The organism is Domibacillus iocasae (assembly GCF_001750285.1).
Classification (GTDB): domain Bacteria; phylum Bacillota; class Bacilli; order Bacillales; family Domibacillaceae; genus Domibacillus; species Domibacillus iocasae.
Map to the genome: position 1 here is coordinate 87,929 of NZ_MAMP01000002.1, position 24,029 is coordinate 111,957.

Consider the following 24,029-nt stretch of genomic DNA (forward strand, 5'->3'; position numbering starts at 1 on the left):
TGTACATTCATGATTATATTTCGTATAATTAATAAAAGTAAGTACGCACTTATAATTCATATAGTATCAAAAAATATACTGTTAAAATTTTGGAGGCGGTAATATGGGACATGTTTGCGCAAAGGAATTTAATTGTGAAAAAGAATTAACGCTTGCTGTAATCGGCGGCAAATGGAAAATGCTGATTTTGTGGCATTTAGGGAACGAAGGCACAAAACGCTTTAATGAATTGAAATCACTCATGCCAGGCATCACACAGCGGATGCTAGTCAATCAGCTTCGCGAACTGGAATCGGACTTTATTGTTCACCGTGAAGTCTATCCGGTTGTTCCTCCAAAAGTGGAATATTCTCTAACAGAGCAGGGGAAAACATTAATGCCAATCCTTAAGTCCATGTACGACTGGGGAAAAAATTATAAAGTGTTCGTTGAAGAAAACTGGGAAGAGCCTGACTTGAAAACAGGGGCTGATGAATAAGTTACGGAAAAACCCGCAGAATATACTCTGCGGGTTTTTCTTTTTGAAATCCCCTCGGCTTCTATACAGTATACTTTTTATCACTATATGTTTTTAAAGTGCGTACTTCTTTTTTTTTCGACAATGTTTTACAATGAACAGGAGACCAAACAAAAAGGAGAGACAAACATGAAATTACAATTAGCACTTGACTTAGTAAACATTCCAGAAGGTATTGAGCTTGTGAAAGAAGTACAGGAGCACATCGATGTTGTGGAAATCGGTACACCGGTTGTTATTAACGAAGGCCTTCACGCAGTAAAAGCAATGAAAGAAGCGTTCCCGAACTTAGAAGTTCTTGCGGATCTTAAAATTATGGACGCGGCAGGCTATGAAGTATCACAAGCGGCAGCGGCCGGCGCTGATATCGTTACAATTCTTGGCCAAGCAGAAGATGCATCCATTAAAGGCGCAGTAGAAGAAGCGAAAAAACAAGGCAAACAAATTCTTGTTGATATGATTGCGGTTAAAGACATTAAAACACGTGCGCAAGAACTTGACGCACTTGGCGTTGACTACATTTGCGTGCATACTGGCTACGATTTGCAGGCAGTTGGCCAAAACTCATTTGAAGACCTGCACACAATTAAAAGCGTTGTGAAAAACGCAAAAACAGCTATCGCTGGCGGAATCAAGCTTGAGACACTTCCTGAAGTGATTAAAGAACAGCCAGACCTCGTTATCGTTGGCGGCGGCATCACAAGCAAAGACGATAAAAAAGCGGCAGCGGCAGAAATGCAAAAATTAATCAAAGAAGCGGTTCACGCTTAATGACAAAGCAACTGGAACGCATTTTACAAGAGATTCAAACAACAGCTGACCTGATCCGTGATGAGGACGCTGTACAGCTTGTGAATGGCATTCTCGAAGCGAAAAAAATATTCGTTGCCGGCGCAGGGCGCTCCGGGTTCATGGCAAAATCATTTGCGATGCGCATGATGCACGTCGGCTTAGACCCGTACGTCGTTGGCGAAACCATAACACCGAATGTAGAAGAAGGCGATTTATTTATCGTTGGCTCTGGTTCCGGTGAAACAAAAAGCCTTGTCGCAATGGCGGAGAAAGCTAAATCGATCGGCGCATCAGTAGCAGCCATTACGATTGTGCCGAATTCATCGATCGGCCGGCTTGCTGACATCGTCATTGAGATTCCGGCCCAGACGAAAGCCGACACAAGCAATAAATCGATCCAGCCAATGGGTTCTTTGTTTGAACAAATTCTGTTGTTATTTTATGATTCGCTGATTTTAGAGATCATGGAGAAACGCGGAATGGACTCAGGCAATATGTACGGACGCCATGCAAATTTAGAATAGATCCAAAAAGAGGACTGCCTGATAATCCGGCAGTCCTCTTCTTCATTATTTATGTTGAAATGGACATTTTCCTAAAATCGGTTCGCTGTCATCCCCGATGAAAAACTGCTTCCATTCATTATGAGTCGGATCACCAAAGTGGCTAATGTCCGGATGTTTCGGAAGCTGGTCCCATTTTTCAACCCGTTCGCGCACTTTTTCACGCGACATAACTCCGCCAGGCTCCGTTCCAGTCAATCCTTTGAAAATTTTCCGCGGCTGAAAACCAAGTACCATTGCATTGCCTAAATCCCTTGTTTTCCGTTGTTTATAAGCCGGAGTATTTCCAAAAACAAAGATTGGCTCGCCATGGAAATGAAAATCCCACAGGTAATGATCCGGATCTTTTGGACTTTCAGCAGGCCACTCCTGATCATCCTGTTCATGTAAATATTGAAGAATGGACCAAAATTGTTCCCTGTACTGTTCAAGCTCCCCTTCTTGTTCAAAAGGCTCGACGAATAAAAATAAACCGTGGCGAACAAATGGAGGTTCTTTAAACAGTTCGAGAAATGAACCAACAATTTCAGGTAACTTCGACCAATCCTTTTGTGTAATATATCCATACCTCAATTCGCCTTTTCGCTCACCATTCATGCCGAAATAACAAGGAAACGTGGGATCCATCACCGTTCGGTGGAATGTTGCGTATTCGTTCTTCAACCATAAAGGCAGATCTTCACATGTTTCCATATCCTCTTTCGTCAATAAAGCCGTTCGGGTTTTCAGCAAGGTTCCGCCTCCAGTCATTGTCGTTAGACTTACTTTCTCTTTTCTTACCCTTTCAAGCTGCTTTAAAACGCTATCATGTTTGAATGATGACAAAAAAGGATACATAAAGTGTATCTGTCTGCTGAAAGGATGTGTCTGTATGAGAGGATTATTATTTATTATCATTGGCATCGTTATTGTATTCGCTGCTTACACATTACTGAAAAATTTTAAAAACCGACGCTAAAAAAGCAGAGCCTGACCCAATCAGGCTCTGCTTTTTTCTATGTCGCGCAAAAAATAAATGTAATCGGTCGGACAGCTTCTGTATCCCGCTTCTCTCAGCATAACCACGACATTGCCCCGGTGAGATGTCCCGTGATTCACAACGTGTGTCACCAGGTCGGACAATGTGTTTTGAAATGACGTTCCTTCCGTATTTTCATAGAAAATCATTCTATCCCCATCTGTTTCAAGCGCTAAAAACTGGCTCATTTTCTTATACAAAGCAGCAAACGCTTCTTTTGCTTCCTGCACATTAGAAAATTCCGTTTCCCCTACTGCCAATAAACTTGTTCCCTTCATACGGGCAAACCAAAGTTGGTCTACATCGTATATATGGCCAAATGTTCGTGCAATCATTGAAAAAGGACCAGCAGACGGCTTTTTAAATACATCAGGAAATTGAGAGATATGATCGAGCATTCGTTCGTTCGCCCACATATGGTAATGGTGCAGGTTTTTCATTTTTTTCTTCTCCTCTCCATTTTAATACTTTCGCTAAAAAAACTTTCTTTTTTTTTTCACTATAGCAGGCGAAAAAGATAATGTAATTGAAAATGAGTAAAAAGACTACTCTTTTTCAGAATAATGTTTTTATTTCCTGGGTAAAAGAAGACTATTCCAAAAACACAGGAGGTTCTTTTTCATGAGAGCAGTCACATATCAAGGTGTCAAAAACATGAAAGTGAAAGATGTAGCTGATCCGACCATTCAAAAACGGGAAGATATTATTGTTCGAATTACGTCCACGGCAATTTGCGGATCCGATTTACATATTTATCAGGGAGCATTGCCGCCGGCAGAAGAAGACTACGTAATTGGGCATGAGCCTATGGGAATTGTAGAAGAGGTGGGGCCTGACGTGACAAAAGTGAAAAAAGGCGACCGCGTCGTTTTGCCGTTTAATGTTTCCTGTGGCCACTGCTTCTACTGTGAAAATGATCTGGAAAGCCAATGCGACAATTCGAACGCAAATCCTCATATTGATACAGGCGGCTATTTCGGCTTTACAGAACGATATGGAAACTTTCCGGGCGGCCAGGCGGAGTTTTTACGTGTACCGTATGGAAACTTCATGCCTTTCGTTATTCCTGAGTCATGCGAGCTCGAAGATGAAGCCCTTCTGTTTATGTCCGACGTTCTGCCAACTGCTTACTGGAGCATTGAAAATTCCGGTGTGAAAGCTGGTGATACTGTGATCGTGCTTGGCTGCGGGCCGATCGGCTTAATGACGCAGAAATTCGCCTGGATGAAAGGCGCCAAACGGGTCATCGCGGTTGATCACGTGCCATACCGCCTTGCGCACGCGAAGCAGATGAACAATGTTGAAACCTTTAACTTCTCGGATTACAAAAACATGGGCGACCATTTAAAAGAGATTACAAACGGCGGCGCTGATGTTGTCATTGACTGTGTCGGCATGGATGGTAAAAAGTCGCCGGTTGAAGCGATTGAGCAAAAACTGAAATTGCAGGGCGGTACGTTAAGCGCGATCCAAATCGCTATTAAATCCGTGCGCAAATTCGGTACGATTCAATTGACCGGCGTTTACGGATCGATGTATAACATGTTCCCTCTTGGTAACTTGTTTGAACGGAACATTACGGTTAAAATGGGCCAGGCACCAGTTATTCACTACATGCCGGAGCTGTTTAAGAAAATTACTGCAGGAGAGTTTGATCCAACAGAAATTGTGACGCATAAAATACCGCTTGAACAGGCTGCAGAAGCGTATCAAACGTTCAACGATCATGCGGATGAATGCATTAAAGTGGTCTTGAAGCCATAAGCATATACAAGCCGCCCTTTAAAGGGCGGCTTGTATTAGTTATAGGATTGCTGCAGAAGGGCAATTTTCGGATCATCTTCTACAATCACGATTTTTTGTTTTTAAATCAACCTGCTTTTATTGTGGAAGAAACCGGGATTTTTTTTTGAAATATTGTTTTGTTCTATAATTTTGTTGAACGACTAAAAAGGCTGACTTGAAAATGGAGTCAGCCTTTTTTATGCTAATTTACTTCCACCGGAATATGAAAGTCCCGAAATACTTGAACCATTTCTTCCTTCGCTTTTTCTTCATCCGATCCGTGAATTTCAAGCTGAAATTTTTCGGATGTAAGAATGGAGTGCGTTAATCCTAAAATACTTTTCACATCGATGCTGCGATGGTCTGTTTTCAACACAATGCTGGATTGAAACGGCTGAGCAGTTTTATTTAATTCAACCACAAAACGGGCAAACGTAGGTCCGAGTTCCATTTCTTCTCTCCTTAATCTTCTTCATTAATAATGACTGAACGGCCGCGCATTTTCATGATGAGCGGAACGCTGATCCAGAGAGCGCCAATGACAAGGAAAAGCAATGAAACGGGACTTGTGACGAATACCGAAAAGTCTCCGTTTGAAGATGTCAGCGCACGGCGCATATTGTTTTCGATCATCGGTCCGAGCACAAGAGCTAAAACAAGCGGCGCAACGGGATAATCGTTTTTCGTCAAAAAATAGCCGAACAGTCCGCAAATGAGTAGCAGCGTTAAGTCAAATGTATTAAATTGAACAGCATATACGCCAAATATTGAAATCGCGATAATAATCGGCAGCAAATATTTAGCCGGCGTTTCAATAACTTTCGCAAATACTTTTACAAGCGGCATATTCAGCACAAGCAGCATCACATTCCCAATAAACATACTCGCAATCAGTCCCCACGCTACTTCCGGATTGTCTTCAAACAAAAGCGGACCTGGCTGTACGTTATACATAATGAGTGCGCCCATCAAAATAGCGGTCGTTCCGGAACCTGGGATTCCCATTGTCAAAAGCGGAATCATGGCCCCTCCTGATGCACCATTGTTGGCCGATTCCGGCGCGGCTACTCCCGCAATGGCACCGTGGCCGAATTTCTCGGGATGTTTGCTTATTTTCTTTTCGGCAATATAAGAGAAAAAAGAAGCAAGTGTGGCACCGGCTCCTGGAAGTACACCGATAAAAAAGCCAAGAAGCGAACCGCGGACGATTGGTGCGGTGCTTTCTTTCATATCCTGCTTTGTCGGTAAAATACGTCCAACCTTGGTAATATTTCCATTCTCTTTGTCCCGGTCCAATATGGTCCGGAATACTTCACCAAGTGCAAAGAGACCAACTGCGATCGTTAAAAACTCAAGGCCCGAATACAAATACGCATTGTTGTACGTAAACCGGGAAACACCTGAGACATTATCCATACCAATGGTGGCCAAAAGCAGCCCAGCTACCGTCATGATCAATGCTTTTGTAATCGAGCTTCCTGCTAAACCGCTGACCGCGCACAAACCAAGAAGCATTAATGAAAAATATTCAGCCGGTCCAAAGGATAGAGCTAATTCCGAGAGTGGTTTAGCCAGTAATGTCAAACCAAGAAGCGATACAATCCCTGCCACGAACGAACCGATGGCAGAAATTGATAACGCTGCTCCTGCTCTTCCTTGTCTCGCCATCTGATAGCCATCCAGTGCAGTCACGACAGAAGATGATTCACCTGGTGTATTTAATAAAATCGATGTTGTCGATCCTCCATACATCGCGCCGTAATAAACGCCGGCGAGCAGGATTATCGAACTGGCCGCCGCACTTTGCGGATCAAGCCCTGACGTCAATGTCGCGGTAATCGGGATAAGCAGTGCCACCCCGCTCATCGGACCAATACCAGGTAATACACCTACTGCCGTGCCGATCAGCACGCCGAAAAAAGCAAACAATAAATTCTGCCACTGCATCGCGATGCCGAAACCATTCATTAAAAACTGTAATGTATCCATTTCTCAGCACCTCCTTTTATTTAAATTGGAAAACCAGGCAGCGACCCTTGTAACACATGAACAAAAAGATAATAAACACCAAACGAAAAACCTGCTGCAATTAAAATCGTTTTCAGCCAGCGGCCTTTTTCCAAAACCTGAAACCCGACGACTAAAAAAAGAAATGTCGTGATCACGTATCCAAGCGGCTCCAGCAGCACTACGTAAAGAACCGCCGCCGCAAAAATGGTTAAAAACCGTTTGTAATCCGGCTTTTCTCCTTTTGCTTCTTCTTTTTTCATTTTTGTTGTTTCAATAAAAAGTTTAATGCTTAACAAAATCAATAAAAGGCCAAGTCCAATTGGAAAGATGTCAGGTCCTACGTTGCTTCCATAGGAGCTGGCGGCTATTTTTCGGCTTTCTACCATAAAAAGAACTCCTATTAATATAAAGACGATACTTGCATAACGGTCAAACGTTTTACTCATTTCATCCACCTCCACTTTCACCAAAAATCCTTTTATAATGTAACCGCTTTCTAAACGTACCAGTAAAAAAGATTTGATAGAAGCTTTTATCCATAACTTGAATAACGATCATATTTTCTACGAAAGAACAAACCAGCATGGAAAAAATGATCTTAACTTCTTTTAATGACTTTTATGAGATGAATGATGGCAAACTGTTCGTACTAAAACGACAATGGTACGATGCATTTATGAAAGCGTTATCAATTTTAAGGGGGGGTAAAACAATGAAAACAGCATTTAACGTAAAAAAATGGGGAAGCTTGTTCACAGCTGGTGTACTTGCGCTCAGCTTAGCAGCATGCAGTGAATCGACTACATCTTCGTCCGGAGGCAGCAGTGAAGAAGGAGCTGCTTATCCAGAGAAGCCAATCGTGATTAACGCGCCATCAGGAGCAGGCGGCGGTCTCGATACAACCGCCCGGGCATTGACGAAAGTATTAAGCGACACTGGTTTAAATGAACAGTCCATGACGGTTGAAAATAAGCCAGGTGGCGGTCAGGCAGTGGGTCTGGCCGACTTTATCAGCCAGGACCCGGCAGACCCGTACCGCTTGTTCCTCCCATCTGTTCCGCTTCTTATTAATAATTTGAAAAAAGAAGGAAACAGCCCGCATTCTTATAATGATTTAACGCCGATCGCCCAGCTGACAAAAGATTATGGCGCAATTGTCGTTCCAGCTGACTCGAAGTATAAAGACTTAGCCTCATTATTCAATGATTTGAAAGCGAATCCGGACAGCCTGACATTGGCCGGCGGCTCATCTCCCGGCTCGCAGGATCATTTAGTCGCTATGCTTCCTGCGGTAAAAGCAGGCGTTGACGCAGCTAAAATCAAATATCTTTCTTATGATGGCGGCGGCGAAGCCATGACCGCGCTGATCGGTGGCAATGCTGACGTACTTGCAACAGACATATCCGGCACTGGTGAATATTTAAAAGCAGGAAAAATCCGTGTGCTTGGCGTATCTTCTCCTGAGAGACTAAAAGGCACATATGAAGCCATTCCAACATATAAAGAAGCAGGAATTGATGCGGAGTTCACGATTTGGCGAGGTCTTTTCGGTCCAAAAGAAATGCCAGAATATGCAGTTGAATACTGGAACAAAACACTTTCAGAAATGGTCGAAACACCGGAATGGCAGGAAGTCCTTCAGACAAACGGCTGGGAAGACGGATATAAAAATTCTGAGGAATTCACTGATTTCTTAGCTGAACAGGAAGTGTTAGTACAGGAGATTTTAGAGTCGCTTAACATGCAAAAATAAACTCAACTCGCTTAAGAGGGGGATCTGTTTTGAAAGGACCGTTGGAAGAAGCAAAACAAAAAGTAAAAAAACAATTCGGCCAATCAGCTGAACAATATGTGACTAGCCGTACGCATTCTACAGGGAAAGATCTCGCTATCCTTACCGAATGGCTGCAGCTCAAGCCGGATTCTGTCGTGTTAGATATTGCAACTGGAGGAGGCCACACAGCAAAAGCGCTGGCCCCTCATGCTGCTCATATTTTTGCAACAGATTTAACAGTGGAAATGCTGGCAGCGGCAAAACGGCACTTGAATCAATCTGCCGACAACATTTTTTATGTGGCAGCGGATGCAGAGAATCTTCCTTTTTTGCCGGATACATTTGATGCCGTTACGTGCCGAATTGCCGCCCATCACTTTCCAAATCCAGAAGCGTTTGTGCAGGAAGTCGTACGCGTATTAAAGCCCGGCGGCCAGTTTATCCTTATTGATAATATTGCTCCCGAGGATAACGTTTTGGACTCTTTTGTCAACCGCCTTGAATCATTGCGGGATCATAGTCACGTGCGCAGCTACACGGTTTCAGAATGGAAAAAATGGCTTGGTGAATCAGGCGTTTCTGTCGTGAAGGAAGAAATTCGCAAAAAAACACTCGGCTATCCAGAATGGGTGCGCCGTACCACTTCTTCTCCTGAACAAATTCAGGAAGTCGATGCTCACCTTCTTTCTGCTGATCTATCAATTTCCAGCTATTTTTCTATTCAAGCAGAAAAAAAAGAAATTCAGTCTTTTACGATTGATGAGTGGATGGCCATGAGCCAAAAAGCAAAAAAATAATTCAAGCAGGACTATGCCAAAAGCCAGGAAGATTGGCTTTTAGGAACAACTTTTTTGTTAACCCCTGCATCATTATACTAAAGCTTAAATAGTAAGTGCTGATACCGGAATATTTCTAATACCGATGGAATCACTGCGGCTAACGCCGGAAAAATGTTTTCCGGCGCTAGCCAAAATAAATCGGCGTTATCACTTGTAAAGTGACGAACGGAATTAGAGGCACTCTCATTATTTATTTCGATACCTTCGCTCCGGCCGGCCGATCGTTCCGTAAATGATGTCTACTTCTGCCTCTTCTCGTGCAACAAGGTACTCCAAATACCGCCTGACGGTCGAGTTACTCGCACCAATCGCTTTCGCCGTTTCTTCCGCATTAATGTTGCCTGTCATTTTTTTCATTTGTGTACGAACTTTTTTCAACGTATGTTTATCAATCCCTTTTGGTAATTCTTCCGGCTGTTCTAAATGATTCGCGCCGCTGCTGGAGTTTTTAATGCCAAAAAAACGATTGACGTCCCCTTGCTCCATGACAGCTGAATGGGACAGCTTATCCCGCGTCTTTTTATATTGTTCCAGCGTAGATAAAAATTGATTAATCATAATCGGCTTCATCATGTAACTGAAGGCGCCGCCACGTATGGCCTCACTGACTGTATGTACATCATTTGCTGCCGTAATCATGATAACATCAACACTCCGGACTTCTTTTCGAATCTCCCACAGCAAATCGGTTCCTTTTATATCCGGCAAATACACATCAAGCAAAATAAGATCCGGGGTAAACACATTCAATAAGTCCAGCGCCTGCTTCCCGGTACTTGCAGATGCGATAATATGAAATCCATCCACTTTTTGCACAAACTTTTTATAAATATTGATCGTTGTTTCATCATCCTCAATAATCATTACGTTTATGAGTTTCACGATATGTACGCCCCCTTTTTTGTTTTACAGTTTTGGAATGGTAATCGTAAATTGAGCACCATTACAGTGTCCTTCAGAAATGTAAATGTCCCCTTTTAATTTCTGTAGTGTATTTTTTACAATTGCCAGCCCGATTCCATGATTTTCCCCATCCTTCGTCGTAAATCCTTCTGTAAAAATTTCCTCCTGCTGTTCTGGCGGAATACCAGGACCGTTGTCTTCGATATCAAAAATAAGTTCATGGCCAAAGTCAGTAAACGAAACATTTACAGTTGCTTCTTCACCTTTAAAACGGCTTGCTGCTTCCATGGCATTATCAATGATATTGCCCAAAACGGTCACAAACAGTTTCGTATCAAAAGAAGGCGGTATACAAAACAGATTGCTGTTTTCATCAATGTTGAGCTGCACTTTTAATTCTTTTGAACGATGAATTTTACCAAGCAGACACGCAGCAATATACGGATCTTTTACCGAAGAAGTTAAAAAGACAACCATATCCTGCCGTTCCTTCACTTCACCTGAAATAAAGGCCCTCGCTTCATCATATTGCTCCAAAACCATCAGCCCATATATTGTATTTAGTTTATTTAAATATTCATGGTTTTGTGCTCGAATATTATCCGTAATGCTTTTAACAGCCGACATCTCTTCTTCCATTTTTTCAATTTCAGAAACAGGACGGATCGTTAAAACTGCGCCTATTGTTGTATTGTTCTGCCAAATAGGAGAACCGTCTACTATGTAAAGGTGATGTCCAAATAGAAACCGTTGATGCACGACACTTTCTCTTCGTTCGATAATATATTTCACCATATCAACCAGGCGGGAATTCAATACTCTTCCATCTAATTCAATCTGACCCTGAAGTAATTTCCTCGCTCTTTTATTCATCGATGTCACCTTATGATCGTTGTTCACAGCAATAATCGCGTCTCGAATCGATTCAAGCGTCGCTTCTTTTTCCTTAAATAAAAATGAAATTTCTTCCGGTTCAAGGTCAAAAATCAATTTCTTTACACGCTTCGCAATAATAATGGCGCCCGTTATACCAAGGAGGCTAATAAACAAAGCGAAAACAAAAAGCTTAAATTGATACTCGTCCATTCTTTTCTCAGCTTCTGTTGTTAGAAAACCGACAGATGAAACACCAATTATTTCTCCGTCTTCATTGTAAATAGGTGTTTTTGCTTTAATAGCTGAACCCGATATCCCGGTACCCTCATAAATAACGGATTTTCCTTTTTCTATAGCCAGACTACTGCTTGTTCCCATCGTTTTCCCGATATTTCTTTCGATGTGATGAGAATAACGGACGTTTTCCATGTTTCCGATCACGACATAACCCGCACCCGTTAATTTTCTTATTTCTTCCGCGATCGGCTGGATATGAATGGATGGTTCGGGTTCATCAAACGCTTCAATAATCGCATCTTTTTGAGCAGCCATCTTTGCCACTGTCATAGCCTGATTACCCAGTGCTTCACCTGTTAGATCATTAATCATCGTCAATGAGATAGCGCTTACAAAAATAACCGTTAAGCAAACGACTATTGAAATCAAAACGATCATTTGAGTAAGAAGCTTTGGTTTTTTTAAAAAAGTCGCCATCCATCTTCCTTCTTTCCGGCTTCCAATGCCTTTCTTGTTTCTTCTATTAATCTGCTATCCTTCGTTTATTGTCAATATTATGTTCATTTTATTCATAAAAATTAATTGTTTATTTTTTAAAAAAACAGGGTAAACATTGTGTATATTTGTGCCTATAACTATTTTACTTCTGGAGGAAAGTGCCGTGAACGATGAAATTCGTGTTCTTGGAGAAGAACTGATTGAGCAAAAAGAGCAAATTGCGAGGATCGTTTATAAAAAACAGCATCAAACAGATGTGATTAATGAAGAGCAGACAGAGACGAAGCAATCTCTTGAATACAGCATTCATTTCATTCAAATGTTTGGCGATGTTTTAGTGGCGCAGCCTGAAAAAGCATCCGCTGTTAAAACATTCAATAATTGGGGAAGAAACACAGGCGAAATTGCCTGCAGCATGGGGGCGTCGATGGATGAAGCACTTCGAGGCACAGGCATGTTCCGGGCCCTTATATTGGATACCTTAAAGGCTAAAGCAAAAGAAAAACAAATGTCGATCGATTCCATCTTCGATGCTATCGCCATGATCGATCCACTTCTGGATGAAGCTGTTTATGCGTTCAGCCTTTCATATGTACAGTATCACCAAAAAACCCTTGAGGATTCGAATCAGGCCTTGTTGGAATTATCTGTTCCGGTTGTTCCGATTACAAAAGGTGTAGCGGTCCTTCCTTTGATCGGGAGCATGAATACGGAGCGTGCGAAATTTTTAATGGAAGAAGTGCTTCAAAAAGCAGCTCAATTTCATCTTTCTCATTTGCTTCTTGATTTGTCAGGCGTTGTCACCGTCGATACAATGGTAGCAGACCAAATCTTTAAGATCATTAACGCATTGTCCCTGCTTGGGGTAGAAGCATCGTTAATCGGGATTCGGCCGGAAGTGGCTCAAACGATGGTCACAATCGGTATTAATATTGGTGAAATGGATGTAAAAGCAAATTTGGAGACCGCTTTAAAAGATTTACAGCAAGCCTCACACTTATTCTCATACTAATAGGAGATGTTCTAAAAGCTTATGATCCATCTTGTGTGCTGGCCTGTTATGAGTTAGCGCCGAAAAGATATGTACTAACGCCAAAAAAAAACAATTTTCCGGCTATAACACCCGTTATTCCGGTTTTATCCCTTCTATTCTATCGTTATCCCCCTTATTTCGTCTTTAGCAGGGAAGAGCGAATGATAAAAAGACTGTCCTCAAAATCCAGATGCGCTTGATTTATGAGACAGTCTTTTTTCACTTATATGTTAACCGGATCCTTCACTGCCGGCTTCATATAGCAGTCGAGCGCCGCCTGAACCGCTTCACCCCGATGAACCCGAACGCCGTGGCGAATCAAAACTGCTTCAAAAGCACCGAGCACCGCAAGCACGTTTTCACGACGGCAGCTATAGCCCATTGTCCCAATCCGCCAAATTTTCCCGTGAAGCGGCCCGAATGAGCTGGCAATTTCAATGCCGAATTCCGTTAAAAGCATATTGCGGACAGAATCCGCTTCAACTTCCTCAGGCACCTTAATACACGTGACCGTCGGCAGCTTTACCTCTCTCCTGCCAAATAATCCGAGACCCATCGCTTCAATTCCTGCTATAAGCGCTTTTTCATGAAAAGCGTGACGAGCAAACCGTTCTTCCAACCCTTCTTCAAGTAAAATCCGCAGTCCTTCACGAAGCGCGTACAGCATGGAGGTTGCTTCTGTATGATGGTTCAGCCGACGCGGGCCCCAATAGTCTTGAAGCATGCTGAGGTCAAAGTAATTACTGCGGATAAACAGTGTATTCTGCCGCCGCAGCTCTTCATCTGTTGCAATGCCGCGCTCCACCTTTTTTCGGCTCGCAATTCGTTTTTCAATTCGTTCATTATACGTAAGTGGTGCCATACCGGATGGAACGGACAAACATTTTTGCGTGCCAGCAATCAACCCGTCAATACACCACTCGTCCACCCGTACATCGGCACCGCCAATTGATGCAACCGCATCCACAATAAACAGAATATCCATTTCACGGCATGCTTGCCCAATCTCTCTTAAAGGCTGCATACACCCTGTTGATGTTTCCGCATGAACCATTGCCACAATATCCGGCTTTGTTTCCTTTATCTTTTGAATCACATCTGCCGGGTCAAAAACCGTGCCCCACTCTGTATCCATCGCTTCTACTTCCGCGCCATAACGTTCACAAATTTCCATTAATAAATGACCGAATCGCCCATAGACTGGCACGAGAACGTTATCGCCCGGCCGGATCACACTCGCTAACATCGCTTCAATGCCGGACCTTGATGTGCCGTCTACAGGAAACGCCCACTTGTTTTTTGTTTTAAACAGGACGCGAAGCATATCCATTACTTCATTCATCATATGAGTAAACGCCGGATCAAACTGGCCGACAATCGGTGTAGTCATTGCGCGCAGCACACGCGGGTCCACCTCCACTGGTCCAGGTGTCATGATGGTCCGGATCGGTGTATTTAAATCTGTATATGTCATCTTGCCTTCCTCCTTAAACATAAGCGAGGGTATAAAGCTCACCCATCAGCATTTGAATGCCTTTTTCAAGATCGTCCGGTTCCGTCCATTCATCAGGTGAATGGCTAATACCATGCCGGCTCGGTACAAATAACAGCATTGTCGGGCAATAGCCGCCAAATACTTGTGAATCGTGGCCTGCTCCACTAATCAATGTTTCATAAGACAATCCCAAATGCTTCGCTTGCCGGGCAGCGGATTTCATCATGGCCTGATCCAGCTTAACGGGTTCAATGCTCATCCATCGCTGGGTACTCATTGTCATACCGCGGGTTTTTACATGCGTTTCAAACTCTTCTATTTTTTTCTCAAAACGGTCCAATACGGACGAATCATAATGCCGGGCATCAAGGCTGCATTCTACCTCACCCGCAATTACATTCGGCATGTTCGGCTTTGCAGTTACCTTCCCGACTGTGGCAACAAGTGATTCATCCAGTAATTCTGCTTCAGTTAAAAGAAAGACCGTCCACTCTGCCATTAAACGCATGGCATCTTTACGCATTGACATCGGCGTTGTCCCCGCATGATTGCTTTCTCCCTTAAAGTGAACGGTATAACGCCGCTGGCCGACAATATGGCTGACGATCCCAATTGATTTTTTCTTTCTTTCAAGAACAATCCCTTGCTCGACATGCACTTCAACAAACGCTTTCGGTTTTTTTCGTTCAATAGGCATCGGTTTGGCGCCGAACCCCGCTCCTTCCATTGCTTCTTTTAAGGAAATGCCATCTTTATCATAAATATGCTCGGCCTGATCCAGGTTGTACCGTCCTGTTATCCACCCTGATCCCCAAAACGTGAGGGGAAAACGGCTTCCTTCTTCTTCAGCCAGCGAAACAATATCAATCGTCCGCTTCGGCGGTCCATATTGTTCATACAAACGCTGCACGGCCATGAGACTGGCAACAATGCCGTATGCGCCGTCGAATTCCCCCCCATCTTTTACCGTGTCTATATGCGATCCTGTTAAAATAACCGATTCCGGCTCTTCCACACCGATACGCCGGCCAAATAAATTCCCCACCTCATCGAACCGGACATCCAGCCCTTTTGCCTGCATCACCTTCTTTAACGCTTGCTGTGCTTGAATCCATGTATCTGAATATAAAAGCCTTGTTACACCCCCGCTCGCGGTCCCCCCAAACGCTGCCAGCCATTCCAGCATGTCATTCGCTGTCTTGAATCCATAATCTGCTTCCTGTACTGGAATTGTCACATGAACGCCCCCTTCTTCTGCATTATCTTGTCAGCTTTTTTTCGGTAGTTTATTTTTGTGTGCATACCACACATCAGTGCCAACCCAGCCCGTTTCTTCCATTAGTTCCAGTGGCCGAAGCCCGAGCTTTTCGCGGCAAAATCTTTCTTTATCTTTTGTTTGAAATAATATTTTGGGCATTTTTGATTAACAATGTACTCATTTAATCCCCTCGTTCATTCATCATTAGAAAAGAAAAACCTTAGCATCTAGGAGAAACTAAGGTCTTTCCAATTCGTTTTTATTCCTGTTCCGGTAAAAACTCAGTTGTGAAGATATCACTTGTTTCAAAATCTTCCTCAAGCAGCCCGATATCAAGCAATTGGTTCTTCAACGTATCCCAGCGTTCTTCTGTCATATAGCCGATTCCATGCTCAGCGGCATCCTTGCCGTAAACGTAGTCATGCTGCGTTTCTGTTTCAAAGTTTAACGCTTCAAGCTCAATATTTGGATTTTCTGCGATAATCACTTCATTAATTGTATCAGCTGTTTCTTCGTATGACCCCCATCCTTTTACATAAGAATCAACAAACTGCTCAACCGTTTCTTTGTTGCTTTCCAAATAGTCCTTCGTTACAAATAACACAACATTATACGGATCATACCCGGATTCTGAAACGAGCAATGTTTCAACTGGCACATTTTCCTGTTCCATGAAAAACGGCTCGGATGTGACGAAGGCCTGCGTGACCGATTTTTTATTATCGATAAAGTTAACATGCTGGCCATTGTAACCAAGTTCTGCTGCATCACTTAAATCATATTGGTTCTTTAAAAAGTCCCAATACGTAATGCCTGGCTGAACAAAGACTTCCCGGCCATTTAAGTCTTCAAAGTCTTGAATATCTTCGCCTTCATGGAACATAAATGCCTGCGGGCTGCCTTGCATCGTTGCTGCGAGCGCAACAAGTTCAATCCCCTGATTGCGCGCAATCAGCAATTGGTCCGCATGTGCAAGACCAAACTGCGCATCACCGGCTGCGACGATTTGAACAGGCGATACTTGTGGTCCACCCGGTTCCACATCTACATTTAAGCCGTTTTCTTCAAATGTGTTTTCTTCAACCGCGCTGTATACACCGCCGTGCTGAGATTTAGGGAACCAGTTTAAAACGAGCTTTACGTCTTCTGTTTTGCTCTCCGTGTCCGCTATGTCACTTTCTGTATCTGATGCGCTTTCCCCACTGCATGCTGTGAGCATTAAACTCATCACTAACATAGAAGCGAGGACCCCTTTTTGTTTCCACTTTACAATCTCCATTTCATTTCCTCCTCTATCTATCTCTTTATTTTTCTGATTTCATTGCGGATTCATGCCAGCTGCCGAGCATCATTTTAGAAAACAAGCTGACGAGAAGGTAAAAGCTGATCCCGAGAATCGCCGCCGCAATCCCGCAGGAAAATAAAAATGATGTTTTCACTTGAATAGCCGCCACCGTAATCGCATAACCCAGACCGCCGTTTCCGCCGCCTATGCCGGCTACATATTCACCAACAATTGCGCCGACAATCGATAGCGTACAAGAAATCTTCAATCCAGCCATAATAAATGGCATCGCTGCAGGGATGCGCAGCTTCCACATTCTTTGCCACTTTGACGCGTTGTAAAGCGTGAAAAGCTCATCCATATTTTTATCAACAGAATTAAGGCCCATTAACGTATTCGAGATGACCGGAAAAAAGCCGATTAAAAAGGAAATGACCACGATCGAATTAAAACCGGCGCCAAACCAGATAACCACAATCGGCGCTACCGCTACGACCGGAATCGTCTGTAAAATAATCGCGTACGGGTAAATGCTTCTTTCTAATATTTTCGAGCTGGCCAAAAGAACAGAGACGCCAATGCCAATGACAGCACTTAATAAAAAACCAATGACTGATTCAAAGACGGTAATGCGAATTGCTTCCGCGAGCAGTGCCCAATCAGAAACTGTGGCTTCCCAGACATCGGTCGGTTTCGGCAAAATATAATGCGGAAGCCCAAGCACTAACGGAATAAGCTGCCATAATGAGATAAATAAAACGAATGCGGCAATCGGTCCAAGATACATTTCTTTAAAGGTAGCGGCAAATGGTTTTTTCTTTTTTCCTGCGGCCGCTAAAGCTGTTTGCCGCTTCATCATTTCCACTTCTGACATCGCCATTTATACGGTCTCCTTCCGCGGTTCATGATTTTCAAGGCTGGCTGATGCAAGATCAACATATTTTGAAAAAGCCGGGTCTGTTCTCATGGCTAATTCACGCGGATATGGAAGATTTACATCTATAACCGATGACAGTCTCCCCGGCCGGGCGGACATGACCGCAATTTTAGAAGATAAAAAGACAGCCTCATACACGTTATGTGTTACAAACAGGACGGTCATTTTTTCTTTTTTCCATATGTCGAGCAGCTCCATTTGAAGGGTCTGCCGGGTAATTTCATCTAGGGCCGCAAACGGTTCATCCATAAGCAGAAGCTTCGGCTTAGCTGCTAGTGCCCGCGCAATCGATACGCGCATTCTCATTCCACCGGACAGCTGTCTCGGATAGGATGTTAAATGGTCTTTTAACCCGACCATTTCAAGCACCTTCACTGCAGCTTCTTTTTTTTCTTTTTTATTACCGCCCCGAAGTTCGAGGGGCAGCAAGACATTATCGAGTACGCTGCGCCACGGAAGAAGGTTTGCATCCTGAAAAACAAATGCAATGTCATTTGTATTTTTAATAAGGTCTTCCGGTGTGTTGCCGAAAACAGTCACGTCTCCTGTCGTTGGCGATCCGAGCCCGGCTACCATTCGCAGCGCGGTGGATTTGCCGCAGCCGGACGGTCCAAGAAAACTGATAAACTCTCCTTCTTCGACCGGAAAATCAAAATTGTTAAGCGCAATCGTACCAGTATTATAAACTTTGCTAACATTCCGAAAATAAACTGCATGATCTTGTACTATTTTCACGTCGATCTCTCCTCCCGAATGTTCACTCTTTTAGAATGAGGTTTTCAGTTATGTGATATCTACTAACATCATAATTGTGGCACCGAATAACCTCAATGTGTATTATCACTAAAAATTGTTTTATTTATTGGTGATAAAATAGAAAAAAGACTTAACCCTTATAAGATTAAGTCTTTTTTCGTTAGATTATCTAACACCCTCTTGATTCGAGGTTGCACATCGAACGGACCGAATAATGCCGCCGTAACCGGTACACCTGCAAAGATTTCCAGAAAGTGCTTCTTGTATCGCATGCTGGTCAGGTTCAGCATTTGAATCAAGCAGATATTTCGTTGCCAGGACCATCCCGGGTGTACAGTAACCGCATTGAAAGCCGCCTTCTTCAAGAAATGCTTTTTGAATAGGATGGATCTCGTCTTGGCTTGACAGCCCCTCGATCGTCGTCACAGATGTTCCATCGAGCTGATAAGCCAAAAGGAGGCATGAGACCATTAATTTTTCATTCACTAAAATTGAGCAAGCTCCACAGCGTCCGATGCCGCATGAAATTTTCGTTCCGGTTTGATCGAGCTCGCCCCGAATCAAGTCAACCGCTCTTGCAACTGGCGAGACGTTCAGTTGAATGTGCTCACCATTTAATAGAAAAGAAACAGACATTGTTTCATTTCGCCCCGCTGTTTGATGATTGACTTCCATGCAAAACACCTCTTTCTTTCGTTGACTTCAACACGGCTTCCGGCTTGACCGGCAGTTGGCTGACCCGCAGACCGATCGCATCCCAAATAGCATTGGCGATCGCCGGGGCCACAGCAACAGTACCAATTTCACCGACTCCACGCGGACCATGGTGATCTTCTTCCGGCAGTGATTCTATCGCCTTCATCTGCAAGTCAAATGGCACATCCTTAATTCCGGGAATTAAATAGGAATCCAAGTTTTCTGTCACATAATGACCGTCTGCCATTATCACATCTTCCATTAACGTATAACCGATCGCCATGACACCGCCGCCCTCAATTTGTCCCAGATAGCCCATTTCATTTACCACTGGACCGGCAGAGATTGACTGATGCAGTTCCCCTACATTTATTCTGCCTGTTAACAGATCCACTTCCACCTGCGCGACAACACCGCTGTATGTGTATAAAAAATGAGCGGAGTCAATCGGGTCCGGTGAAACCGGAAAATCAAACTGAGTCGAGATAATGATCGGCTCCTGTTCAGACACAAGCTCTCGGAATGACAGCCTGCACTCTCCATTTTGCCAAATACCGCCTGGTCCGATTGAAAGCTGTTCTTCTTTCATTCCCATTATACCTGCCGCCCGAGCCAGCAGCTTCTGTAAAAAAGGCTTTTTCAATCGCTGCAACGAATGCCAAACCATGCTCGTTCCGCGTGATGCAGTTGTTGATCCAGATGAAGGCACAAGCGATGTGTCACCAATTACAATAGAAATATCTTCTTTTGCGCAGCCTAGTTGCTCTGTCGTAATCGCTTCAATGACTCCAAGAATGCCCTGACCCGCTTCTTCAAATCCAAATGAAATTTCAATTTCCCCGTCTTCTTTCAGCGAAAGCCGACCGCCGGCAGGATCCAGCCGTCCAAACCCGAGCCCACCGCCATGCATCGTAATAGCCATGCCTGTTCCTATCCTCTTCCACGGGTCTTGATTGGATAACAGCCTTTTTTTCTCGGCATATACAGCCGCCGCTGATTGAAGCACGTCTGACGCGCCATTTGTTTCGGCGATCCGCTGCCCGAGGGGACCAAGGTCATGCTCATTCCGGATATTGCGGCGCCGCATATCTATACCATCTATTCCGATTGCAGCAGCAAGCCGGTCGATTTGGCCTTCAAGAGCAAATGTAATTTGATTGCCCCCAAATCCACGAAATTCCCCTGAAACACCGTTGTTTGTAAAGATAGAAACTCCATTCGTCTTCACAGCCGGAATCAGATATGGACCACACGTGTGCTCAACTGCAAAATCCAAAATGGCCGGGCCAAGCGTCGCATACGCACCGGTATCGGCCACAATTGTCGTTTGATGGGCACGCAGCTTCCCAGCCCGGTCAACACCGGTTTTCATTGTAATCATCATCGGATGCCGTTTAATACTTGAACGCATGGATTCCTGTCTCGTTTGATGAATTTTCACAGGCTTGCCTGTTGCAATAGCCAATAACGCACCGTATGGCTGGATATTTAATTCATCTTTCCCTCCAAACGAGCCGCCCATCGGACTTGAGACGATGCGAATGTCCGCTTCAGACACCCCTAATATACGGGAAAGCTGAAACCGGTCTTTAAAGCCGTGCTGCGTGCCGACATAAACGGTAAGACCACCGCCTTTTTCTGGGACTATCACTCCGCCTTCCGTTTCCATATACGCATGCAACTGGCGCGGCACGTGATATGTTTCCTCTACGACTGTTGTACACTTTGAAAATTCCGCTTCAATATCTCCTTTTTGGAAACTGGCCCGATGCAATACGTTACCGTCCGGATGGAGAAGCGGCGCTGATGCTTCCAGCGCTTTTTCTGGGCTGTCGAGCACAGGAAGCGGTTCATACTGGACATCAATCAGTTCGAGCGCCCGTGAGGCAATCTCAATCGAATCTGCCGCCACAGCCGCGACAGCGTCACCGACGTACCGGACAATGTCTTTGCATAATACCGGCTGATCGGGTCTCACGATACCAAAGCCGTTTAACCCTGGAACATCTTTGTGCGTAATGACCGCTTGCACACCCGGAAGCTGCTTAGCTTTATCTGTAGAAATCGAAAGAATACGAGCGTGGGGATAAGGACTTCTTAAAATCTTGCCGTATAGCATATTCGGAAAAGCGAGATCGGTTAAATATTTTAATCTTCCCGTTACTTTTTCTTTACCGTCCGGCCGTATATTTTTCTTCATTCCAACTCTCCTCCCTCCCATTTCACCGAAGCGACTGCAGTTCTGAGACGAGCAAGTTAGCCGCCACAGTACGCCGGTAATCCGCTGATGTAAAAGCATCACCAATCAAAGCGGATTCTTCTTTTAGTTTACTTGAAAGCACTCTCAGCAACTCATCCGTCAGTTGTTTTCCCATCAGCATTTTTTCACACTCTATTAAGCGCCTCGGCGTATTCACTCCTCCTCCTGCCACAAGCCGGATCGATTGGATCGAAAGCTGAGCTGTCAATTCTACATACATTGCCACCGTGACAACAGATGGAATAAACGTTTCCCGGCGCCCGACTTTGCGAAAAAAGCAATGCCCTTCGACTAGAGAAGGAATCGAAATATCCGTTAAAATGGCGCCTTCTGCCGGGAGTTCCTGATCGCTCATGTAATCCAAAAGCCACTCAGATCGAATGCCATTTTTACAAAACCATGAAAGACGCGCATTCATCGCCAGCAATGCAGGAACTGCATCACCGACCCCGTATAAAATATTGCCTCCGATTGTGCCTTTGTTTCTTACCGCCGGCGACGCAATGGTTCCAATCGCCTCTGATAAAGCAGGACACCCTTCTTTTACCAGCGGGTGTGTCCTGCATGTTTCAAGGTCAGTTAAGGCACCAATCCGCACCGAGCCATCTACCGTTTCCTCAATATCTGTCAGCTCACGAATTTGCTCAAGGCTGATTAAATGAGGCGGAAATGCAACACCCTGCTCCCGCTGCATTTGCATGAGCGTCCCGCCTGCGATAAAACGAGAGGCACCATTAAATTCTTTCTTTAATGATCGGGCTTCTTCCAAACTCCCGGGCTGCCAGACAGACGTCGGCACTGGCATTGAAACATCCATCCCATCCCCTCCTCATTACTTGTTCGTAATCATGCTTTGTATCAATATCCAAAAACAGGCGTGCTGTTTCAACATCCACCATCGCGCCTTTTCGTCCAAAAGATGGCTGCTTCAGTAAACTTCCCGCTCCCCGATCTCCCTGCAATCCTTGCAGCATCGGGAAAAGCCGTTTCGAAAAAAGCACAGGCGGACGCGGTGTTCCGTTAAAACGGGACGCTACAAATAACGAGGGCGTTTCTTTATGCATCTCTGTCATGTGATCAACCAACCTAAAATCAACAAACGGCTGATCCGCCAGCAACACGACCACTGCTGAGGCATCCATTTTCTCTGCCGCTTTTAAACCCGCAGCAAGTGAATGCGCCTGTCCGCGAACCGCGTCTTTACACCCTGCTTGTGACCATTTTTCTTTTTTGAGAAAAGCAGAATGAATCCAGCGGGCTTCTTCTTTTTTCTGAACAATAATGACATGATCGAGCATTGAAGAAAGCGCCGCTTCTAGTGACGCACCGCCAATTGTTGTGTCGCCAAGCGGCAGTGCCAATTTGTCTGCTCCCATCCTCCGGCTGCTGCCCGCCGCAAGCAAAATGCCAACAACCGGTCCATTCATAAGCAAGCCGCTTCTTTCAATCGAACCGAGTGGCTCACTTGAATAAGCTGGGCCACTATGCTGATCGCAATCTCCTCCGCTCCCTGCGCTTGAATGGCCAGCCCAGCTGGTGACGTAATCCCTGGAGGAATCTGATCCACACCGAGCAGGCGGGCTGTTCTTTTTTTCGAACCAAGCACACCAAGATACCGAAGCTCTTTATCTTTTAAAACGCGGATTAACTCTTGATCCCGTTTAAAATTATGCGTGATGATTACCACACAATCATCCGATTTTACATCTATCTCTTCAAGCACTTCTCCCGGAAAACCAGTGACATGCTTTTCTGCTGCTGGAAAATAAGCAGCCGTACAAAAAGCAGGGCGCCAATCAGAAACAGTGACAGAAAACCCTGCCCCTGCCGCAAACGCGACAAGCGGACGCGCGTCCGGCCCTGCCCCGAATACAAAAAGTCTGCGCTTCGGACGAATTCGGTGTACGTATACGTCACTGGCAAGCGCTTTGCTGAAAAATACGCCACGTTCAATCACACGGCAGTCGTCCGGTACGCCTCCTTCCCAACAGCCAAATGGTTCGCCTTCGTCTGGAATAAGCAAATAACCCGGACACTCGCCCTGTTTTTTGATCATCAAAACGGACTGGCCTGACCGAAGCACTTTTTTCAATTGAAGTAAATCCGCCACGTACGCTCCGCTTAATTTTTCCGCCCACACATGGATGACACCGTTGCAGCCGGATCCTTCTCCCCACGACAGATCATCTTCACCACGCATGTCGTAAATAAACTCCCCATTCGGCTTGTTGTTCTCTTTAAGCCGTTCGGATAAGTCTTTCTCCAGGCAGCCGGCACTCAGCAGGCCCACTTGTGTTCCGTCCGGCTTAAACAGCATCGCCGCCCCTTCTTTTTTATACGCGGAGCCTGTAACTTTAACGACCGTCGCCAATACACCGCCAACAGAAGACGAGTCAATGGCATCCAGCAAATCATGAATGTCTTCCATGCTGATTCCTCCATTCGAATTCACTGTGCGAAAAAAAGGGCGCTGATTAAAAAATCATTGCCCTTTTCC

24 protein-coding genes are annotated in these 24,029 nt (G+C 44.5%); 7 read left to right on the forward strand and 17 right to left on the reverse strand.

The features are described 5' to 3' along the window. Positions 1–103: 103 nt before the first annotated feature. The 3 genes from BA724_RS01710 to hxlB all read left to right on the forward strand — a co-directional run bounded on the left by BA724_RS01710 (position 104) and on the right by hxlB (position 1,833). On the forward strand, positions 104–478 hold the full coding sequence (locus tag BA724_RS01710; RefSeq protein ID WP_069936980.1) for a winged helix-turn-helix transcriptional regulator: 375 nt from the start codon (positions 104–106) through the stop codon (positions 476–478). 168 nt (positions 479–646) lie between these two features. After that, complete coding sequence (hxlA, locus tag BA724_RS01715; protein WP_069936981.1) at positions 647–1,288, forward strand: 3-hexulose-6-phosphate synthase; 642 nt, start codon at positions 647–649, stop codon at positions 1,286–1,288. Next, positions 1,288–1,833 (forward strand): 6-phospho-3-hexuloisomerase, encoded by a 546-nt coding sequence (gene hxlB / locus BA724_RS01720; RefSeq protein ID WP_069936982.1) that lies wholly within the window; start codon positions 1,288–1,290, stop codon positions 1,831–1,833. The genes hxlA and hxlB overlap by 1 nt, the downstream gene beginning before the upstream one ends. Positions 1,834–1,878: 45 nt before the next feature. On the opposite strand, the gene BA724_RS01725 is transcribed toward hxlB, so the two are convergent. Next, entirely contained in the window at positions 1,879–2,622 is a 744-nt protein-coding gene (locus BA724_RS01725) for a YqcI/YcgG family protein (protein ID WP_083256005.1), read from the reverse strand. Positions 2,623–2,850: 228 nt separating this feature from the next. Then, complete coding sequence (locus BA724_RS01730) at positions 2,851–3,330, reverse strand: DinB family protein (RefSeq protein ID WP_069936984.1); 480 nt, start codon at positions 3,328–3,330, stop codon at positions 2,851–2,853. A gap of 181 nt (positions 3,331–3,511) precedes the next feature. Here BA724_RS01730 and BA724_RS01735 point away from each other — a divergent pair, with 181 nt between their 5' ends. Beyond that, on the forward strand, positions 3,512–4,654 hold the full coding sequence (locus tag BA724_RS01735; protein WP_069936985.1) for a zinc-dependent alcohol dehydrogenase: 1,143 nt from the start codon (positions 3,512–3,514) through the stop codon (positions 4,652–4,654). A gap of 223 nt (positions 4,655–4,877) precedes the next feature. On the opposite strand, the gene BA724_RS01740 is transcribed toward BA724_RS01735, so the two are convergent. From BA724_RS01740 to BA724_RS01750, 3 genes are read right to left on the reverse strand one after another with little or no spacing between them, the layout of a single operon-like run. Then, the gene (locus BA724_RS01740) at positions 4,878–5,126 is read right to left on the reverse strand and encodes an HPr family phosphocarrier protein (protein ID WP_069936986.1); all 249 of its coding nucleotides are present in this window, start codon (positions 5,124–5,126) and stop codon (positions 4,878–4,880) included. 11 nt (positions 5,127–5,137) lie between these two features. After that, positions 5,138–6,664, reverse strand: a complete 1,527-nt coding sequence (locus BA724_RS01745) for a tripartite tricarboxylate transporter permease (RefSeq protein WP_069936987.1) — start codon at positions 6,662–6,664, stop codon at positions 5,138–5,140. A gap of 20 nt (positions 6,665–6,684) precedes the next feature. After that, positions 6,685–7,131, reverse strand: a complete 447-nt coding sequence (locus BA724_RS01750; RefSeq protein ID WP_069936988.1) for a tripartite tricarboxylate transporter TctB family protein — start codon at positions 7,129–7,131, stop codon at positions 6,685–6,687. 266 nt (positions 7,132–7,397) lie between these two features. On the opposite strand from BA724_RS01750, the gene BA724_RS01755 reads away from it, so the two are divergent. Both BA724_RS01755 and BA724_RS01760 read left to right on the forward strand, forming a co-directional pair. Then, positions 7,398–8,438 carry a Bug family tripartite tricarboxylate transporter substrate binding protein gene (locus tag BA724_RS01755; RefSeq protein WP_069936989.1) on the forward strand — a complete coding sequence of 347 codons (1,041 nt, stop codon included), beginning with the start codon at positions 7,398–7,400 and terminating at the stop codon, positions 8,436–8,438. A gap of 29 nt (positions 8,439–8,467) precedes the next feature. Then, positions 8,468–9,256: a class I SAM-dependent methyltransferase gene (locus tag BA724_RS01760; protein ID WP_245676115.1), complete on the forward strand. Its 789-nt coding sequence runs from the start codon at positions 8,468–8,470 to the stop codon at positions 9,254–9,256. 228 nt (positions 9,257–9,484) lie between these two features. On the opposite strand, the gene BA724_RS01765 is transcribed toward BA724_RS01760, so the two are convergent. Then, entirely contained in the window at positions 9,485–10,180 is a 696-nt protein-coding gene (locus BA724_RS01765) for a response regulator (protein ID WP_342669981.1), read from the reverse strand. A gap of 24 nt (positions 10,181–10,204) precedes the next feature. Continuing rightward, positions 10,205–11,791 carry an ATP-binding protein gene (locus BA724_RS01770; RefSeq protein WP_069936990.1) on the reverse strand — a complete coding sequence of 529 codons (1,587 nt, stop codon included), beginning with the start codon at positions 11,789–11,791 and terminating at the stop codon, positions 10,205–10,207. A gap of 184 nt (positions 11,792–11,975) precedes the next feature. On the opposite strand from BA724_RS01770, the gene BA724_RS01775 reads away from it, so the two are divergent. After that, positions 11,976–12,824 carry an STAS domain-containing protein gene (locus BA724_RS01775; RefSeq protein ID WP_069936991.1) on the forward strand — a complete coding sequence of 283 codons (849 nt, stop codon included), beginning with the start codon at positions 11,976–11,978 and terminating at the stop codon, positions 12,822–12,824. Positions 12,825–13,068: 244 nt separating this feature from the next. Here the strand turns inward: BA724_RS01775 and BA724_RS01780 are convergent, their stop codons facing one another. From BA724_RS01780 to BA724_RS01825, 10 genes are all read right to left on the reverse strand, one after another. Beyond that, positions 13,069–14,319, reverse strand: coding sequence for a pyridoxal-phosphate-dependent aminotransferase family protein (locus BA724_RS01780; RefSeq protein ID WP_069936992.1), 1,251 nt, complete (start codon positions 14,317–14,319; stop codon positions 13,069–13,071). Positions 14,320–14,332: 13 nt separating this feature from the next. Next, positions 14,333–15,577 carry a Zn-dependent hydrolase gene (locus tag BA724_RS01785; protein ID WP_245676116.1) on the reverse strand — a complete coding sequence of 415 codons (1,245 nt, stop codon included), beginning with the start codon at positions 15,575–15,577 and terminating at the stop codon, positions 14,333–14,335. 280 nt (positions 15,578–15,857) lie between these two features. Next, positions 15,858–16,877: an ABC transporter substrate-binding protein gene (locus tag BA724_RS01790; protein WP_069936993.1), complete on the reverse strand. Its 1,020-nt coding sequence runs from the start codon at positions 16,875–16,877 to the stop codon at positions 15,858–15,860. Positions 16,878–16,902: 25 nt separating this feature from the next. Continuing rightward, positions 16,903–17,757, reverse strand: a complete 855-nt coding sequence (locus BA724_RS01795) for an ABC transporter permease (RefSeq protein WP_425388970.1) — start codon at positions 17,755–17,757, stop codon at positions 16,903–16,905. A gap of 6 nt (positions 17,758–17,763) precedes the next feature. Next, positions 17,764–18,555 (reverse strand): ABC transporter ATP-binding protein, encoded by a 792-nt coding sequence (locus tag BA724_RS01800; protein ID WP_083256001.1) that lies wholly within the window; start codon positions 18,553–18,555, stop codon positions 17,764–17,766. A gap of 186 nt (positions 18,556–18,741) precedes the next feature. Continuing rightward, a complete protein-coding gene (locus BA724_RS01805) occupies positions 18,742–19,251 on the reverse strand; it encodes a (2Fe-2S)-binding protein (RefSeq protein ID WP_069936996.1) in 510 nt (169 codons plus the stop codon). Further along, positions 19,217–21,472 carry a xanthine dehydrogenase subunit D gene (gene pucD, locus BA724_RS01810; RefSeq protein ID WP_069936997.1) on the reverse strand — a complete coding sequence of 752 codons (2,256 nt, stop codon included), beginning with the start codon at positions 21,470–21,472 and terminating at the stop codon, positions 19,217–19,219. The genes BA724_RS01805 and pucD overlap by 35 nt, the downstream gene beginning before the upstream one ends. A 22-nt stretch (positions 21,473–21,494) precedes the next feature. Then, on the reverse strand, positions 21,495–22,349 hold the full coding sequence (locus BA724_RS01815) for an FAD binding domain-containing protein (RefSeq protein WP_069936998.1): 855 nt from the start codon (positions 22,347–22,349) through the stop codon (positions 21,495–21,497). Further along, positions 22,267–22,959, reverse strand: a complete 693-nt coding sequence (locus BA724_RS01820) for an NTP transferase domain-containing protein (protein ID WP_069936999.1) — start codon at positions 22,957–22,959, stop codon at positions 22,267–22,269. Before BA724_RS01820 ends, BA724_RS01815 begins: the two co-directional genes overlap by 83 nt. Next, positions 22,956–23,960, reverse strand: coding sequence for an XdhC family protein (locus BA724_RS01825; RefSeq protein WP_069937000.1), 1,005 nt, complete (start codon positions 23,958–23,960; stop codon positions 22,956–22,958). The genes BA724_RS01820 and BA724_RS01825 overlap by 4 nt, the downstream gene beginning before the upstream one ends. Between the last annotated feature and the right edge of the window lie 69 nt (positions 23,961–24,029).

Bases quoted from the DNA above. Each gene is read 5' to 3' on its own strand.
- BA724_RS01710 (WP_069936980.1), top strand. From the start codon at position 104: ATGGGACATGTTTGCGCAAAGGAATTTAATTGTGAAAAAGAATTAACG.
- hxlA (WP_069936981.1), top strand. From the start codon at position 647: ATGAAATTACAATTAGCACTTGACTTAGTAAACATTCCAGAAGGTATT.
- hxlB (WP_069936982.1), top strand. From the start codon at position 1,288: ATGACAAAGCAACTGGAACGCATTTTACAAGAGATTCAAACAACAGCT.
- BA724_RS01725 (WP_083256005.1), bottom strand. From the start codon at position 2,622: ATGACTGGAGGCGGAACCTTGCTGAAAACCCGAACGGCTTTATTGACG.
- BA724_RS01730 (WP_069936984.1), bottom strand. From the start codon at position 3,330: ATGAAAAACCTGCACCATTACCATATGTGGGCGAACGAACGAATGCTC.
- BA724_RS01735 (WP_069936985.1), top strand. From the start codon at position 3,512: ATGAGAGCAGTCACATATCAAGGTGTCAAAAACATGAAAGTGAAAGAT.
- BA724_RS01740 (WP_069936986.1), bottom strand. From the start codon at position 5,126: ATGGAACTCGGACCTACGTTTGCCCGTTTTGTGGTTGAATTAAATAAA.
- BA724_RS01745 (WP_069936987.1), bottom strand. From the start codon at position 6,664: ATGGATACATTACAGTTTTTAATGAATGGTTTCGGCATCGCGATGCAG.
- BA724_RS01750 (WP_069936988.1), bottom strand. From the start codon at position 7,131: ATGAGTAAAACGTTTGACCGTTATGCAAGTATCGTCTTTATATTAATA.
- BA724_RS01755 (WP_069936989.1), top strand. From the start codon at position 7,398: ATGAAAACAGCATTTAACGTAAAAAAATGGGGAAGCTTGTTCACAGCT.
- BA724_RS01770 (WP_069936990.1), bottom strand. From the start codon at position 11,791: ATGGCGACTTTTTTAAAAAAACCAAAGCTTCTTACTCAAATGATCGTT.
- BA724_RS01780 (WP_069936992.1), bottom strand. From the start codon at position 14,319: ATGACATATACAGATTTAAATACACCGATCCGGACCATCATGACACCT.
- BA724_RS01790 (WP_069936993.1), bottom strand. From the start codon at position 16,877: ATGGAGATTGTAAAGTGGAAACAAAAAGGGGTCCTCGCTTCTATGTTA.
- BA724_RS01795 (WP_425388970.1), bottom strand. From the start codon at position 17,757: ATGTCAGAAGTGGAAATGATGAAGCGGCAAACAGCTTTAGCGGCCGCA.
- BA724_RS01805 (WP_069936996.1), bottom strand. From the start codon at position 19,251: ATGGAAGTCAATCATCAAACAGCGGGGCGAAATGAAACAATGTCTGTT.
- pucD (WP_069936997.1), bottom strand. From the start codon at position 21,472: ATGAAGAAAAATATACGGCCGGACGGTAAAGAAAAAGTAACGGGAAGA.
- BA724_RS01815 (WP_069936998.1), bottom strand. From the start codon at position 22,349: ATGGATGTTTCAATGCCAGTGCCGACGTCTGTCTGGCAGCCCGGGAGT.
- BA724_RS01820 (WP_069936999.1), bottom strand. From the start codon at position 22,959: ATGAATGGACCGGTTGTTGGCATTTTGCTTGCGGCGGGCAGCAGCCGG.
- BA724_RS01825 (WP_069937000.1), bottom strand. From the start codon at position 23,960: ATGGAAGACATTCATGATTTGCTGGATGCCATTGACTCGTCTTCTGTT.